General features: G+C 69.5%; 13 protein-coding genes. 7 read left to right on the top strand and 6 right to left on the bottom strand.

Features of this window, described 5'->3' with window-relative positions; genetic code table 11:
* The 3 genes from D7V93_RS20800 to D7V93_RS20790 form a co-directional block, all read right to left on the bottom strand.
* Positions 1–459: NUDIX hydrolase (locus D7V93_RS20800; RefSeq protein WP_147451259.1), on the bottom strand; the 459-nt coding region annotated here is incomplete at its 3' end.
* A 38-nt stretch (positions 460–497) separates the two neighbouring features.
* Positions 498–1,184: a hypothetical protein gene (locus D7V93_RS20795; protein WP_244237411.1), complete on the bottom strand. Its 687-nt coding sequence runs from the start codon at positions 1,182–1,184 to the stop codon at positions 498–500.
* Complete coding sequence (locus D7V93_RS20790) at positions 1,174–1,773, bottom strand: hypothetical protein (RefSeq protein ID WP_120645076.1); 600 nt, start codon at positions 1,771–1,773, stop codon at positions 1,174–1,176. The genes D7V93_RS20795 and D7V93_RS20790 overlap by 11 nt, the downstream gene beginning before the upstream one ends.
* A gap of 426 nt (positions 1,774–2,199) precedes the next feature.
* Between D7V93_RS20790 and groES the strand changes: the two genes are divergently transcribed.
* From groES to D7V93_RS20760, 6 genes are all read left to right on the top strand, one after another.
* Positions 2,200–2,490 (top strand): co-chaperone GroES, encoded by a 291-nt coding sequence (gene groES, locus D7V93_RS20785; RefSeq protein WP_120600169.1) that lies wholly within the window; start codon positions 2,200–2,202, stop codon positions 2,488–2,490.
* 47 nt (positions 2,491–2,537) lie between these two features.
* A complete protein-coding gene (gene groL, locus D7V93_RS20780) occupies positions 2,538–4,193 on the top strand; it encodes a chaperonin GroEL (protein ID WP_120645075.1) in 1,656 nt (551 codons plus the stop codon).
* Between the two features lie 195 nt (positions 4,194–4,388).
* Positions 4,389–4,646 (top strand): glutaredoxin 3, encoded by a 258-nt coding sequence (gene grxC, locus D7V93_RS20775; RefSeq protein WP_120615434.1) that lies wholly within the window; start codon positions 4,389–4,391, stop codon positions 4,644–4,646.
* Positions 4,647–4,744: 98 nt separating this feature from the next.
* Positions 4,745–5,176, top strand: coding sequence for a hypothetical protein (locus D7V93_RS20770; protein WP_120645074.1), 432 nt, complete (start codon positions 4,745–4,747; stop codon positions 5,174–5,176).
* Positions 5,177–5,371: 195 nt separating this feature from the next.
* On the top strand, positions 5,372–6,754 hold the full coding sequence (locus tag D7V93_RS20765) for an FHA and sigma-54 interaction domain-containing protein (protein ID WP_120645073.1): 1,383 nt from the start codon (positions 5,372–5,374) through the stop codon (positions 6,752–6,754).
* A 47-nt stretch (positions 6,755–6,801) separates the two neighbouring features.
* A complete protein-coding gene (locus D7V93_RS20760) occupies positions 6,802–8,025 on the top strand; it encodes a hypothetical protein (RefSeq protein WP_120645072.1) in 1,224 nt (407 codons plus the stop codon).
* Positions 8,026–8,119: 94 nt separating this feature from the next.
* Here the strand turns inward: D7V93_RS20760 and smc are convergent, their stop codons facing one another.
* Positions 8,120–11,728, bottom strand: coding sequence for a chromosome segregation protein SMC (gene smc / locus D7V93_RS20755; protein ID WP_120645071.1), 3,609 nt, complete (start codon positions 11,726–11,728; stop codon positions 8,120–8,122).
* A gap of 359 nt (positions 11,729–12,087) precedes the next feature.
* Between smc and D7V93_RS20750 the strand changes: the two genes are divergently transcribed.
* Positions 12,088–12,741: a TapB family protein gene (locus D7V93_RS20750; RefSeq protein WP_244237410.1), complete on the top strand. Its 654-nt coding sequence runs from the start codon at positions 12,088–12,090 to the stop codon at positions 12,739–12,741.
* 18 nt (positions 12,742–12,759) lie between these two features.
* On the opposite strand, the gene D7V93_RS20745 is transcribed toward D7V93_RS20750, so the two are convergent.
* Positions 12,760–14,136, bottom strand: a complete 1,377-nt coding sequence (locus tag D7V93_RS20745) for a hemolysin family protein (RefSeq protein ID WP_120645069.1) — start codon at positions 14,134–14,136, stop codon at positions 12,760–12,762.
* Between the two features lie 11 nt (positions 14,137–14,147).
* Positions 14,148–14,963 carry a tetratricopeptide repeat protein gene (locus D7V93_RS20740; RefSeq protein ID WP_120531330.1) on the bottom strand — a complete coding sequence of 272 codons (816 nt, stop codon included), beginning with the start codon at positions 14,961–14,963 and terminating at the stop codon, positions 14,148–14,150.
* Between the last annotated feature and the right edge of the window lie 131 nt (positions 14,964–15,094).

Genomic DNA, 15,094 nt, shown 5'->3' with positions numbered 1-15,094 from the left:
GGCCTCGGGCGCGGAAGGGACTCCGGGCGCCAGGCCCTGGGCGCGCATCCACCGCAGCGCCCGGCCGGCGACGGCCTTCTCGCCCTTGTAGCCCAGCGCCGGAATCAGCCCCTCCAGGGGCAGCCAGCGCACCTCGTCCACCTCCACGCGCGGCCCCGGCAGCGGCCCCAGCTCTCCCGCCTCGTAGCGGAAGAGGAAGAAGTGGACGCGCTTGAAGATGCGCTGCCCCCGGAACTGGTAGACGTAGCGGATCTCCCCCAGGGGCGCGAGCAGCGCCACGGAGAGCCCCGTCTCCTCCCGCACCTCGCGCCGCGCGGTCTGCTCCGGCGTCTCGCCCGGGTCCACGTGCCCCTTGGGCAGCGCCCACAGGTGACGCCCGTGCGGACGGATGACCGCCACCTCCCAGGTGCCGGCACTGTCCCGGATGACGATGCCTCCTGAGGATGCCTCGCGCGGCATGGCCTCCACCCTACCCGAAGCGGGCGGCGGCCGGGCCATCAACCGCCGTGCGCGAAGTGGCGCAGCTTGGCCTCCGCCCCCAGCCGGTAGGCATAACGCACGTCGCCGAGCAGCCGGTCCAACCGCCGCTCCACCACGTGCCCCATCAGCCGCGCGCAGAAGCGCCGGGACACCCGGTTGGCCTCCTCGTAGCGCCAGCGCTCCTCCTGCGACAGCCGGGGCTGGTAGGCGACGTGGTCGAAGAGGCGGCCCAACAGCTCCCGCGCCCAGCCGGAGACGCCCTCGCCCCAGCGGTGCAGCAGGCAGACGAGGAACTTGTCCACCTCCGCCTGGGCCTCCAGCTCCAGCAGCGACACCGTGCGCTCGTAGTGCGCCGTGTGCGCGACATAGAGGAAGTGGCTGACGCCCTCGGTCACCTGGCAGTAGCCGTCCAGGTCTCCCTCCAGCACGGAGTTCACCGGGCTTGCGCCATAGCGCTCCAGGCGGGCCAGCAGCGCCGGGGCCAGGTACAGCGCCAGCTCCAGGCCGCCCCGGGCCTCCAGCACCAGCAGCTCCTCTGGCGCGCGGCCGGTGCCGCCCAGGAGCGCGGCGGTCTCTTCGTCCACCACGAAGGCCTCCGCGCGCGCCTCGCACCGGAAGCCGTAGATGGCCTCCAGGTGGGCCTGGAGGCGCCCGACGAGGGGGGAGTCGAGTGCGTCCGGCGAATCCACGGCGTCAGTTGGCAAGCGGCCCCTTGCGCGGCACCCATCCGGCGTCCACCAGCACGCGCTCCAGCTTGTCGCTGCCGGTGCGCACCCAGGACTCGTAGACGCGCAGCGCGCCCGCGGGCCCCGCGCTCACCAGCCCCCGGGCGCTGATCTCCTCCAGCACCTCCACCAGCGCGCGGAACTTGTCGCACAGCTCCCGGTACACGCCGGTGAAGCCGCTGGGGGGCACCAGCTCCGCGACCTGGCCATAGGCCGCCCCGCCCATCTGGATGTAGTAGTCCGGGCCCACCATGCCCTGCTGCAGCGCGCCAGAGAAGAAGCCCACCTTGTAGAGCGACACATCCCCCAGCCGCCGCAGCGTGCGGATGCGCTCGTCGCGCTCCTGCTGCAGCGCCCGGTGGTACAGCTCCGCCAGCGGCTCGTGCTCCCGCCGGCCTTCGGCGTCGCGGCTGAAGAGCTTGTCCGAGGCCGCGAAGTCCGCCAGCAGGTTCACCAGGTAGAACTCGGTGGACTCGCCCAGCGCTACCCGCTGCCGGGTCGTGACTTCCAGCAACAGCTCCCGGAAGAACTCCTTCAGCGAAGAAGAGGACGTCACCAGTCCGCTCATCGACCACACCTCCCGAGGGTGCCTGGAAGTCGCCCGAGACCGCCAGGGGACACTTCCCTCAAGCCTAGCCACGTCGGAGGGCGCCGGCAAAACGTACCCGAGTCTTATCAGGGACTTACGTTGGCACTCGGAGAGGGCGAGTGCCAACGGGGTGACAGCGGTGCTGCCCTACCGGGCAGGCGTGGCCAGGGGAGAAAGTTCCTGGAAAAGCACAGGCATGACGGGTGTTTAGCGGCACACGGCCCCGGGGACCAACGTCGCTTGACGAGGTGAAGTCCCTGGTTATTATCCGCCGCGAGCTGGCGTTAGCACTCACGAGGTGCGAGTGCCAACGCCACAGGCCAACCGGCCCTTTTTCAACCCCCAACGGCATCCCGGCCCGGACCGCAATCCGGCCGGCCAGACCGTGGTTCACAGGAGCAAGCCATGAAGATTCGTCCCCTGCAGGATCGGCTCATCATCAAGCGCGTCGCCGAGGAGAACAAGACCAAGGGCGGCCTCTTCATCCCCGACACGGCCAAGGAGAAGCCCCTCGAGGGCAAGGTCGTCGCCGTCGGCAACGGCAAGGTGCTGGAGGACGGCAAGGTGCGCGCCATGGACATCAAGGCCGGCGACACCATCCTCTTCAGCAAGTACGCGGGCACGGAGATCAAGCTGGACGGCGAGGATCACCTGATCCTCCGCGAAGAGGACGTGCTGGGCATCATCGAGAAGTGAAGCCCGCCGCACCCTTTTCCACTCCCAAACCTTAGAGGCTTCAAACCATGGCCAAAGACATCATTTTCGAAGTGCGCGCGCGTGACGCCATCCTGCGCGGCGTGAACATCCTCGCCGACGCGGTCAAGGTGACCCTGGGGCCCAAGGGCCGCAACGTCGTCATCGAGAAGAGCTTCGGCTCCCCCACCATCACGAAGGACGGCGTGACGGTGGCGAAGGAAATCGAACTGGAGAACAAGTTCGAGAACATGGGCGCCCAGATGGTCAAGGAGGTCGCCTCCAAGACGTCGGACGTCGCCGGTGACGGCACCACCACGGCCACCGTGCTGGCGCAGGCCATCTTCCGCGAGGGCGCGAAGCTGGTCGCCGCGGGCCACAACCCGATGGACATCAAGCGCGGCATCGACAAGGCCGTGACGGCGATCACCGCCGAGCTGAAGACCCTGGCGAAGCCGACCAAGGGCAACAAGGAGATCGCCCAGGTGGGCACCATCTCCGCCAACGGTGACACCACCATCGGCCAGATCATCGCGGACGCGATGGAGAAGGTCGGCAAGGAGGGCGTCATCACGGTCGAAGAGGCCAAGGGCCTGGAGACCACCCTGGACGTCGTCGAGGGCATGCAGTTCGACCGCGGCTACCTGTCCCCGTACTTCGTGACGGATCCGGAGCGCATGGAAGTCGTCCTGCAGGACCCGCTCATCCTCATCCACGAGAAGAAGATCTCGTCGATGAAGGACCTGCTCCCCATCCTGGAGCAGGTGGCGCGCGCCGGGAAGCCGCTGCTCATCATCGCGGAGGAGGTCGAGGGCGAGGCCCTGGCCACCCTGGTGGTGAACAAGATCCGCGGCGTGCTGAACGTGGCCGCGGTGAAGGCGCCGGGCTTCGGCGACCGCCGCAAGGCCATGCTGGAGGACATCGCGGTCCTCACCGGCGGCCGGATGATCGCCGAGGACCTGGGCATCAAGCTGGACACGCTGACGCTCCAGGACCTGGGCCGCGCGAAGCGCATCACCATCGACAAGGACAACACGACCATCGTCGACGGCGCGGGCGCCCAGACGGAGATCGAAGCGCGCGTGAAGCAGATCCGCGTGGCGGTGGAGGACACCAGCAGCGACTACGACCGTGAGAAGCTGCAGGAGCGCCTCGCGAAGCTCGTGGGCGGCGTGGCCGTCATCAACGTGGGCGCCGCGACCGAGACGGAGATGAAGGAGAAGAAGGCCCGCGTGGAGGACGCGCTCAATGCGACCCGCGCGGCCGTCGAGGAGGGCGTGGTGCCCGGCGGCGGCGTCGCCTACATCCGCTGCCTCAAGGCGCTGGACGGCCTGAAGCTGCTGGAGGGTGAGAAGTCCGGCGTGGACATCATCCGCCGCTCCGTCGAGGAGCCCCTGCGTCAGATCGTCGGCAACGGCGGCCTGGAGGGCAGCGTGGTGGTGAACAAGGTCAAGGAGGGCACCGGCGCGTACGGCTTCAACGCCGCCACCGGCGTCTACGAGGACCTGCTGGCCGCGGGCGTCATCGACCCGGCCAAGGTGAGCCGCACCGCGCTGCAGAACGCCGCGTCGGTCGCCTCGCTGATGCTGACCACGGAGGCCATGGTCGCCGAGCGTCCGAAGGCGGACGACGACAAGGGCGGCGGTGGTGGTGGCGGCATGGGCGGCATGGGTGGCATGGGCGGTATGGGCGGCATGGGCATGTAGTCGCCCTCCCCTCCCCTTCGTTTCCGGGGATGGGACTTTGACGGCCTCCGGCGCCCTTCGGGGTCCCGGGGGCCGTCGTGTTTTCAAGGGTCGCAGGCCAGCAGCCGGGCGCCCCCGTGGCAAGCGGCGCAACCGGCCCTTAGTCTTGGCATCTGGACAGCAGTCACTTCCCCCAACGCGTTGAAGGAGGATTCCGTGAAGCCCGTGAAGATCTACACGACGACCTATTGTGGCTTTTGCGTGCGCGCGAAGGACCTGCTCAAGCGCAAGGGCGTGGACTACACCGAGGTGGACGTCACCGGCGACGACGACGCCCGCGCGAAGCTCGTGGAGATGAGCGGCGGCCAGCGCACCGTGCCGCAGATCTTCATCGGCGACACGCACGTGGGCGGCTATTCCGACCTGGCGCAGCTGGACAAGGAGAAGCGCCTGGATCCGATGCTGAGCGCGTAGGGCAGCCAGGCAGCCGGGCCCCGGGTCCGGACGCCGTCGCCTGCCGCCGTGCATAGCTTCCCGCCAACGGCATTCACCCCTTTGACGGGAGGAACACCATGGCGGGCGGACAGGAAACGACCGGGACCCGGGACGAGCATCACGACCTCATCAGCACGCTGTACCACCTGCTCAAGGGCGCGTCGGTGAGCGAGCAGTACCTGCGCGACGCCGAGGCCGCGGGCGACCAGGAGCTGGCGCAGCTCTTCCGCGACTGGCAGGACGAGCAGCGCAACCTGGCCGAGCGCGCCAAGAACCTGCTGGGCACGCGCATGGTGAACGCGCAGGCCGGCACCGGCCGCGCCGCGAGCGCTCCGAGCTCTGGGAAGGGCAAGAGCCGGGGCGCGTCGTCGCGGCAGGAGGTGCCCACGCGCGAGGTGAAGGGTCCGACGAACGCCAGCGTGCGCTCCGGCGGCAACCCGGACGACGACGCCGTGGATGAACAGTCCAAGGAGTCGTTCCCCGCGAGCGACGCGCCCGCGAAGTACTGACGCGCGAGGACAGGGACGGCGGAGGGGGCTACGGCGGGCGCGGCAGGCCCCCTTCTGTCTTCACCTTCAACAGACGATTCCGCGCCCACTTCTTCCTCTTGCCCCTTGTGTCCAGTCCCCCCTAAACAGGCGGGACCAGGGCGGGGAGGGGTGCTTCTGCCCCCCGCGACCCGTTGCGACGAGGGGTCAGGGACCATGATTGACAGGCCGGATGTCACGGAAACCGTCCAGGCGGAGCGCGAAGGACAGGCCACCCGGGTCCCCCTCCATGAGTGGACGGTGGAAGTCGTGGGCGGCCCGGACAAGGGCAAGAAGGTCACCACCCGGGACTCGCTGGTGCGCGTGGGCTCGGACGCGGCGGGTGACCTCGTGTTGAGCGACCCGACGGTGAGCCGCCGCCACCTGGAGGTGGAGCGGCTGCCCCAGGGGCTGCTGCTGCGCGACACCGGCAGCCGCAACGGGACGTTCCTCGACGGCCGCCGCGTGCTCCAGGCCTTCGTCACCAGCGGTGACAAGGTGGAGCTGGGCAAGACGAAGCTCGCGGTGCGGGTCGCCGCGCGCGCGACGGAGGTGGAGGTCACCGGCACGGAGTCCTTCGGGCAGCTCGTGGGCAGCTCGGAGAAGATGCGCTGGGTCTTCACGGAGCTGCGCCGCATCGCGCGCGAGGACATGAACCTGCTCGTCGAGGGCGAGACGGGCACCGGCAAGGAGCTGGCCGCCCGCGCGGTGCACCAGCACTCGCTGCGCCGCCACGGCGCCTTCAAGGTCGTGGACTGCAACCTCATCTCCGAGGAGAAGGCGGAGCGCGAGCTGTTCGGCGGCCTGCGCGCCGGGGAGAACGAGGACAAGGGCGCGCGCGGCATCTTCGAGGCGGCGCGCGGCGGCACCCTCTTCCTGGACGAGGTGGGCGAGTTGCCCATGTCCGTGCAGGGCAAGCTCCTGCGCGTGCTGGAGACGCGCGAGGTGCCGTCCCTGGACGGCCAGCCGGTGGCGGTGGACGTGCGCGTCATCGCCTCCACGCACCGCAACCTGGAGGAGGACGTGCGCCAGGGCCGCTTCCGCGCGGACCTCTACTTCCGGCTCGCGGTGGCGCGCGTGCGACTGCCGCCCCTGCGCACCCGGCGCGACGACATCCCCACGCTGTCGCAGGCCCTGTCGCGCGGCATGAAGGCGGCGCTGGAGTTGACGCCGCAGACGCTCGCGCTCTTCGAGGGCTACGACTGGCCGGGCAACGTGCGCGAATTGCGCAACGTGCTGGAGCGCGGCGCCCTGATGCAGGAGACGGGCAACACGAGCTGGCTGGACTTCCTGGCGCACACGCCCAAGCGCGCGGAAGGGGCCGAGCCCGCCACCAACGTGGCCGCCATCGTCAGCGGCATGCCGTACCACGAGGCGAAGGACCGGGTGCTCGCGGACTTCGAGCGCCTGTACTTCGCGGAAGTCATGCGCGAGGTGGCCTTCGACATGAAGGCCGCGGAGCAGCGCACCGGGCTGTCCATGCAGAGCCTCTATCGCTTGTTGAAGAAGAACGGGCTTCGTCTCAAGGACCTCAAGAACGCCGAGGGCCTGGAGAAGTGAGAGCCCACCCGCAGTCCCCCACCACCCAACCGGGAGAACCCCTCACCATGCTGAGACGTCTCGCCGTTGCCTCCGTCATCCTCACCGCCGCCTGTGCCGGTTCGCAGAAGACCGGAGACGCCCCCGCCGCCGAAGGCCAGAAGCAGATGACGAAGGAGGAGCGGCTGCGCATCACCAACCAGCCTCCCTTCGACCTGGCCTCCTGCTTCCCGCGCGAGCAGACCCTGCCGTCCCCCGCCAACGAGGGCGTCCTCGTGGGCGCGCTGCTGAGCGTGCGTCCGAACGTGCTCGAGTGTCTGGTGGACCCGGCCAACCGCGGCCCCGCGGCCAGCACCAAGGTGACGGTGAAGACCACCGTCAACGCCCAGGGCGGCACGCACGCCATCAGCGGGGAGAACCTCACCCCCGCGGGCACGCAGTGCATCCAGCAGGTGCTGGACACGCACGTGAAGCCCGCGCCGCTGGCGGCGGACGCCAAGCCGGTGGAGGCCACGTACGCGTATGACCACGCGACCGCCAACAACCCCACCGTCACGATGGGCATCAACGAGGGCTCGGACTTCTCCGGAGCGGTGCGCCTGGCGGAGAAGAGCTGGTGTGAGTGCTTCAACGGCTTCAAGGCGACGACGCCGCCGGTGCTGGCCTCCGACATCCACATCATGAAGGGCCAGCCGAACCCCACGGAGGTCGTCTTCAAGCCCTCCGGCAGCACCGAGGGCGACCAGCTCGCCTCGTGTCTGCAGGCGAAGGTCGCGGCGATGCCCGCCAAGACGTCCGCCGAGCTGAAGTTCCCCTTCCGCTTCGTCTTCTTCAACTCCCAGGCCCCGGTGGAGACCGCCGCCAGCCTGCCGCCGGAGCTGCGCTTCTTCCAGCTGGAGCTGGCGCGCACCCAGGCCGCCGCCGCGTCCGCCATCTCCTTCGGCGCGCGCACCAACGCGGCGGAGACGTATGACGCCGTCGTGCAGAAGTACGCGAAGACGAAGGACTACAAGCTCTTCGACGAGCTGTCCTCCAAGTGCAACGCGCTGGTGGAGTCCGCCACCGCGTGGGTGACGGCGCTCAAGACGCAGGAGACGGTGGACCAGACGACGCTCACCCTGGTGCAGGAGCTGAAGACCAAGGAGGAGAGCTGGGCCCCGGTGGAGACCGCCAGCCAGGAGGCCCTCGCCAACACCCAGAAGGACCTGACGGCCGCCCAGCAGCGCCTGACCGCGGACCAGGGCGCGTGCCCGAAGAAGAGCTACAACAACACGGCGCCCAAGAAGAAGTAGCAGGCACCGAAGCAGCGACTGGAAAAGCGAAACGGGCGCTCCGGAGATTCTTCCGGGGCGCCCGTCTTCTTTTCGCCGCCGCCCTGCCGCGGGCCTACGACGCGGCGGGGACCTTGTCGTCGTTGTGCGCGGAGGCCTCGCGCATCTTCACGCTGACGAGCTTGGAGATGCCGGGCTCCTCCATGGTGACGCCGTACAGCGTGTCGGCGACCTCCATGGTGCGCTTGTTGTGGGTGATGAGGATGAACTGCGACTGGCGGCTCATCTCCTTCACCATGTCGTTGTAGCGGCCCACGTTGCCCTCATCCAGCGGGGCGTCGACCTCGTCCAGGAGGCAGAAGGGGGTGGGCTTGATGAGGAAGATGCCGAAGATGAGCGCCACGGCGGTGAGCGCCTTCTCGCCGCCGGACAGCAGATTGACGCTCTGCAGCTTCTTGCCCGGCGGCTGGGCGACGATCTCCACGCCCGGCTCCCCGTTGGGGCCCTCCTGCGTCAGCACGAGGCTGGCGCGGCCGCCGCCGAACAGGCGCGGGAAGATGGCCTGGAACTTGTCGTTCACCACGTCGAAGGTCTGCTTGAAGCGCTCGCGGCTCGTCGCGTCGATGCGGACGATGGCCTCGCGCAGCTGGCTGATGGACGCCTGGAGGTCCTGCCGCTGCGCGGAGAGGAACTCGAAGCGCTTGGACAGCTCCGCGTGCTCGTCGATGGCGGTGAGGTTGATCTCCCCCATCTTCTCCACCTGCGCGCGCAGGTCCTTGAGCTCCCCTTCCACCTCCGCGGAGAGCGTGGGCAGCAGGTGGTACTGGTGCAGCTCCGTGGCCAGCTCCAGCTGGTAGCGCTCGCGGATGCCGGCGGACAGGTGCTCCAACTCCAGGGCAATCTCGCGCTCGCGCAGCGAAATCTGGGACAGGCCCTGCATCAGCTCATCCAGCCGGCCGCGCAGCTCGCGGAAGGCGGTGTCCTGCTCGCGCACTTCCGTCGTCGCGGTGGTGTGCGCCGTGCGGCGCGACTCCAGCGCCTCCGCGGCCACGCGGTGCTCCTCCGCCCGCTGCTCCCGGGTGGACTCCAGCTCCGCGAGCCTGCGCTCCAGCGCCTCCACCTTCACGCGACCCTCCGTCACGGCGCCCTGGAGGCGGCTCGTGCGCGCCTCCATGTCCCGGCGCTGCGACACCAGGCTCTCCAGCTCCTTGCGCGCCGACTCGCCGCGCTCGCTGCCGGCGGCCACCTTCACGCGCAGGCCCATCAGGTCCGAGGACGCCGTGTCCGCGCGCTGGCGCAGCCCCTCCAGCTCGCCCGCGTACTGCCGCACGCGCTCCTCGCGCGCCTCGCGATCCGCCTGGCCGTGGGCCACCTCGCCCCGGCTGGACTCCTCCTCGTGCGTGAGCGCGGTGTGGCTCTGGGTGAGCTGCCCCTCCTCGGCCTCCAGCGCGCGCAGCCGCTCGCGCACCTTGGACAGGTCCTCGCTCGCCTTGTGGAGGTCCTTCTCCTGGCTGGCCAGGTTGACCTCCTCCGCGTGCTGCTCCTTGCCCAGACCCTTGAGGACGGTCTCCGCCTGCCCCATCTGCTTCTGGAGCGTGTAGTGGCGGGTCAGAATCTCGTTGTAGCGCTCCTCCACCCGGGCCACTTCGGAGGCCAGTTCGGCGATCTCACGCTTCTTCTGGAGCGCGCCCACCGCCGCGCCCTCGCGCTCACCGCCGGTGATGGTGCCGTCGGCGCGGAAGACTTCACCCTCCAGCGTCACGAGCGTGCACGGCGTGGGGCTCCAGTCCGCGTACTCCCGGGCCGCGAGCAGGTCCTGGACGATGACCACGTCGCCCAGGAGCAGCCGCATCACCGGCTCCAGCGCGGGCTCGCAGGACACCTCGCGCAGCGCGTGCGCGAGGACGCCCGGGCGCGACAGGTCCGGCTCCACGAAGGGCCGGGCCGCATCCCCGGAGGGCACCGGCAGGAAGGTGCCCCGCCCTTCCGCGTGGCCCTTCAGGTACTCCACCAGCTCCAGGCCCTTGTCGCGGCTGTCGACGATGACGTGCTGGAGCCGCTCGCCCAGGGCGGCCTCCACCGCGCGCTCGTAGCGCGGCGACGTCACCGTGAGCACGTCCGCCACGAGGCCGAAGATGCCCTGGTCGCGGGCGGCCTCCGCGGCGCGCACCATCACGGCGCGCACGCCCCGGTCGAAGCCGTCGTAGTTCTTCTGGATGTCCTCCAGGGAGGACAGGCGGCTGCGCTTGTCGCTCAGCTCCTCGCGCAGCGCGATGACCTGGACCTCGTTCTCCGTGAAGGCCTCGCGCGTGCGGGTGAGGGCCTCCTCCTCCTGACCCCGGCGCTCGGCCAGCTCGGACGCCAGGTGGCGGGTGTCCTCCACGTGGCGGGCCGCCTGCGTGCGCACGCCGTCCAGCTCCTGCTCCTGGGCGCGCAGGGCCTCCACCTCGCCCGCGAGCTTCGCGCGGCGGGCCTCCAGGTCGGTGCGCTGGCGCGCCAGGTTGGTCAGGTTGCTCTCGTGGTTCGCAAGCCGCGTGGCCACGGCGACCAGCCCCGCCCGCTCCTGCTCCAGGCGCAGGGAGATCTCCGTCTGCAGCACGGAGACGCGGCGCTGCTCCTCCAGGGCCACCTGCATGGCCACTTCGTCTTCCTTGTACGACCCGGCGATGCCCGACAGCTCCGCCTCGCGGGCCGTCATGGTCTGCACCACCTCCGCCTGCCGCGCGAGCAGCCCGTCCAGCTCCGCCTGCGACTGGGCCACGCGCGCGCCCGTCTCCTCGAAGTCGCGCCGGCCGTACGCCAATTCCTGCGCGTCGCGCTGCGCGGCGCTCTCCAGCGCGTGCACCTCACCGGCGAACTGCTGGAGCGCCGCACCCTCCGCGTCCAGCTCCGCGCGGCGCCGGGTGATGACCTCCTCCAGCTCCTTCACCCGGTCCAGGCCCTCGCGCTCCTCGCCGCCCAGGTTCTCCAGCCGCGACTGGAGCACGCCCTTCTCCGCCATCAGCTCCAGCGCGCGGTGGCTGGCCGAGTGCAGATCAATCTCCCGCATGCGCGCCTTGAGCTTGCGGTACTTCTCCGCCTTCTTCGCCTGCCGCGACAGCGTGTCGAGCCGCTTCTCCAGCTCGCCCGTGATGTCGTTGACGCGCAGGAGGTTGGCCTCGGTGGCCTCCATCTTGCGCTCGGCGGCCTTGCGGCGGGCCTTGTACTTGGTGACGCCCGCGGCTTCCTCCAGCAGGTGCCGGCGGTCCTCCGGCTTGCTGGAGACGATGAGGCCCACGCGGCCCTGCTCGATGATGGAGTAGGCCTTGGTGCCCACGCCCGTGCCGAGGAACAGCTCCGTGATGTCCAGGAGGCGGCACAGCGTCTTGTTGATGAGGTACTCGGAGTCGCCGTTGCGGAACAGGCGCCGGGTGACCGTGATCTCGGAGAAGCCCTGGTACTGGGGCGCCAGCGTGTCCGTGTCGTCCACGAGGAAGGTGAGCGACACCTCCGCCATCGACAGGGGCGGCTTGGACTCCGAGCCGTTGAAGATGACGTCCTCCATGCCCCGGCCGCGCAGGTTCTTCGCGCTCTGCTCGCCCATCACCCAGCGGATGGCGTCCACGACGTTGGATTTGCCACACCCGTTGGGGCCGACGACGCCGGTGACGCCCTCGTCGAAGGAGAAGACGCTCCGCTCCATGAACGACTTGAAGCCGGTGATGTCCAGGCGCTTGATTCGCATGCCAGCGTGCTCCCTACGAGGCGACGGTGAGACGGGGTGAAAACGCGCGCGGGGCCGGAAAATCGGCTCCGCAGCGATCGGCAGGAGTACCAGCCACCCCACCGGTGATCAAGGGTGACACTGCAACGCGTGACCCTATGTCCAGTGCTACAGGCAGGGGAGCAGGCGACCTCGCATCACCCTTGCAAAGCAGACGTCCCACCCTACCTTGGTCTTGACCTTTCTGGAGGCGGCCTACGTTTCAGCCCTTGTTCGCCCTGTCGCTCCTCGTGGGCGCGTCCCCGACGTCTCAGGTAGCACCCCGGTCTGACATGGTCGTGGCGGCAGCGCCGGCCCCGTGTCCAAACCCGTGGTTTCCCATGGAGGAGGGCCTGGCGCTGACGTACCGCGCCGGCCGCTCGTCGGAGCTGGTGCTGACGACGAAGGACGTCGTGCCGGCCCCGGACGGGACGGTGAAGGCCCTCCTCGCGGTCAGCCTCAAGGGGCGCAACGGCCAGACGGAGCTCACCTGTGACGCCCAAGGGGTGCGCACGGGGCTGGGCGGCCTGGAGGGCACGCTCCTGTCCGCGTCCGGCATGGACGTGCAGGTGGTGAACATGGAGGGCGTCGCCGTGCCGGCCCCGTCCGTGATGGTGATGGGCGGCACGTGGAAGAACAGCCTGTCGGTGAAGCTCCAGCCCCCGGCGAAGAAGGGCGGCCTGCGCCCCACCATCGCCACGACCTTCGACAAGGAGGCCACGGTGGTGGGCGAGGAGGAGATCACCGTCCAGGGCGGCACCTTCAAGGCGCTGAAGATCAAGAACATCACCACGGCCCGCGCCAGCCGCCCCGGTTCAGAGGGGCGCTCCATGGAGAGCCTGATGTGGTTCGCGCCGGACGTCGGCATCATCAAGCTGACCACCGACGGCGAGACCAACCTGGAGCTGCTCAAGGTGGACCGGCCCAAGGCCAAGGTGCAGCCGGCCGCGCTCAAGAACGGCGCGAAGAAGGTCCCGAAGGCCACCAAGGGCTAGAGGCGCCCTTCAAGCGCCTCAGGCCGGCTCACCGGAAGGCGCGGGCGGCTCCGAGGGACGGTTGCCGCCCGACGCCGGGGTGGAGGGGCGCGACTGGGGCTCCACCGTCACGCGCACCACGCGCGGCCCGTCCACCTCCTCCACGAGGATGCGCCACATGTCGAGCTTGAGGTGGTCGCCCTTCTCCGGCACGCGGCCCAGCTTCGTCATCAGGTAGCCGGCGATGGTCGTCACTTCGCCCTTCTCCTCGTCGCTCAGGTCGAAGTCCACGTCCAGCTGCGCTTCCAGGTCGTCCAGCTGCGCGGTGCCCGGCAGCTCGAAGCGGCCGCCCGGCAGCGCACGCACTTCCTCCACGCGCCGCCCCAGCTCCGCCACGTCGCCCACCACCTCCGACACCACGTCCGCGATGGTGACGAGGCCGGACGTGCCGCCGTGCTCGTCCACCACCATGGCGATCTGCCGGCGCCGGCGCCGGAACTCCGTCAGGAGCTGCTCCAGCGTCGCGTTCTCCGGGATGAAGAGCACCGGCCGCTGCACCTGGGACAGGCTGCGCAGCTCCCCGCGCGACAGGAGGAAGAACAGGTCCTTCACGTTGACCACGCCCTCGACGGCGTCGAGGTTGCCCCGGCACACCGGCAGCCACGTGTGTCCGGACGCGCGCGCGTCCACCACGTTCTTGTCCAGCGGCTCCTCCACGTCCAGGTAGCGCACCTGGTTGCGAGGGACCATCACCTGCCGGGCCGTCTTCTGCGCCATCTCCAGCGCGCGCTCCAGGAGCTCCGCCCGGGCCGTGGTGATGGCGCCCGCCTGCGCGGAAGAGTGCAGGATGACGCGCAGCTCCTCCTCGCTCGTCGCCTCGTGGGACTCACCGGCGGAGTGCAGGCCGAACGCCTTGAGCACCAGCGACGCCAGCCAGTTGAGCAGCCGGATGGCCGGGTAGAACAGGAAGTAGAACGCGCGCATGGGCAGCGCGACCGCGAGCGTCGTCTGCTCCGCGCGCTGGATGGCGAGGCTCTTGGGCGCCAGCTCCCCCAGCACGATGTGCAGGAACGTGATGATGCTGAAGGCGATGACCACCGCCGCGCTGTGCGCGAGCGTCGACGCCGAGCCCTCCGGCACGATGCGCGTCAGCACCGGCTCCAGCAGGTGCGCGAACGCGGGCTCACCCAGCCAGCCCAGGCCCAGCGACGCGAGCGTGATGCCGAACTGCGTGGCGGACAGGTACGCGTCCAGCTCGCTGACCATCTTCAGGGCCATGCCCGCGCCGGGCGTGCCCTCGTCCACCAGGGACTGCAGGCGCGTGGCGCGAATCTTCACGATGGCGAACTCCGTCGCCACGAAGAAGCCGTTCGCGACGACCAGCAGCAGCGCCAGCCCCAGGAAAACCCATTCCATTGTGTGGTCCCTCAGAAGAGGGCTTCGAAGTCCGGATCGCCCTTGAGCACGTCGAACATGGGGTCGGCGGACAGCCACCCCAGGACCTTCTGACGGTCCGCCGCCAGCGCCTTCTGCAGGTACTGGACGGAGTCCTTCGGACGGCCCCACAGCGCGTACAGCGCCGCCAGGTTGTAGTTGAGCAACAGGTCTTCCGCATTCAACGCCCGGGCGCGCTCATAGGCGCGCTCCGCTTCGGCGTAGAAGCCCTTCTGGGCGTAGCAGATGCCCAGGTCCAGCTGCGCCTCGAAGTTGTCCGGCTCCAGCCGCACCACTTCCTTCAGCTGGGTGATGGAGGAGCGGTAGTCGCCCTCGTCCATCATCAGCGCCGCCAGTTCATGCCGGGGGAAGGCATCCTGCGGATCCAGCTCGATGGCGGACTGGAGCTCGCGCATCGCCTCCTCCACCCGCCCCTGGTCCGCGTACGTGAGGCCCAGGTTGAGGTGGGCGTCCGGGTACTCCGGATCCAGCTCGATGGCCTCCTTATACTCCTCCACCGCCATCTCGCTGGCGTGGGTGGAGAGGAAGCAGGCCAGGTTGTAGTGCGCGGTGGCGCTCTCCGGCTCCAGCTTCAGCGCGGTGAGGTACTCGCCGAGCGCCTCGCGGAACTGCTTCTTCTCCGCGTAGACCGTGGCCAGGTTGTCGTGCGCGTGCGCCGACGTGGGGTCCAGGTCGATGGCCTTCCGGAACTCCTTGATGGCCTCGTCCAGCCAGCCCCGGTCCGCCAGCTCGATGCCGCGGGTGTTGTGCTCATCGGACAGAGCAATGTTGTCCTTTTCCCGGGCCATGGAGCGCGCGGCAATCTACGCGCCGCGCAATCACCGGTGCAAGGTAGAGTTTCCCCTTGCCCATGCGCCACGCCGCCCTGCTGCTCCTCCTGACGCTCGCCGCCTGTCACCCGCGCCCGGCCACCCCCACC

Origin of the sequence: Corallococcus llansteffanensis, assembly GCF_003612055.1 — a bacterium.
Classification (GTDB): domain Bacteria; phylum Myxococcota; class Myxococcia; order Myxococcales; family Myxococcaceae; genus Corallococcus; species Corallococcus llansteffanensis.
Note: the sequence above shows the minus strand (reverse complement) of the source record. Positions and strands in the feature narration are given on the sequence as shown.

Excerpts from the sequence above, each read along its gene's own strand:
- D7V93_RS20790 (WP_120645076.1), bottom strand. The coding sequence starts at position 1,773 with ATGAGCGGACTGGTGACGTCCTCTTCTTCGCTGAAGGAGTTCTTCCGG.
- groES (WP_120600169.1), top strand. The coding sequence starts at position 2,200 with ATGAAGATTCGTCCCCTGCAGGATCGGCTCATCATCAAGCGCGTCGCC.
- groL (WP_120645075.1), top strand. The coding sequence starts at position 2,538 with ATGGCCAAAGACATCATTTTCGAAGTGCGCGCGCGTGACGCCATCCTG.
- D7V93_RS20770 (WP_120645074.1), top strand. The coding sequence starts at position 4,745 with ATGGCGGGCGGACAGGAAACGACCGGGACCCGGGACGAGCATCACGAC.
- D7V93_RS20765 (WP_120645073.1), top strand. The coding sequence starts at position 5,372 with ATGATTGACAGGCCGGATGTCACGGAAACCGTCCAGGCGGAGCGCGAA.
- D7V93_RS20760 (WP_120645072.1), top strand. The coding sequence starts at position 6,802 with ATGCTGAGACGTCTCGCCGTTGCCTCCGTCATCCTCACCGCCGCCTGT.
- smc (WP_120645071.1), bottom strand. The coding sequence starts at position 11,728 with ATGCGAATCAAGCGCCTGGACATCACCGGCTTCAAGTCGTTCATGGAG.
- D7V93_RS20750 (WP_244237410.1), top strand. The coding sequence starts at position 12,088 with ATGGAGGAGGGCCTGGCGCTGACGTACCGCGCCGGCCGCTCGTCGGAG.
- D7V93_RS20745 (WP_120645069.1), bottom strand. The coding sequence starts at position 14,136 with ATGGAATGGGTTTTCCTGGGGCTGGCGCTGCTGCTGGTCGTCGCGAAC.
- D7V93_RS20740 (WP_120531330.1), bottom strand. The coding sequence starts at position 14,963 with ATGGCCCGGGAAAAGGACAACATTGCTCTGTCCGATGAGCACAACACC.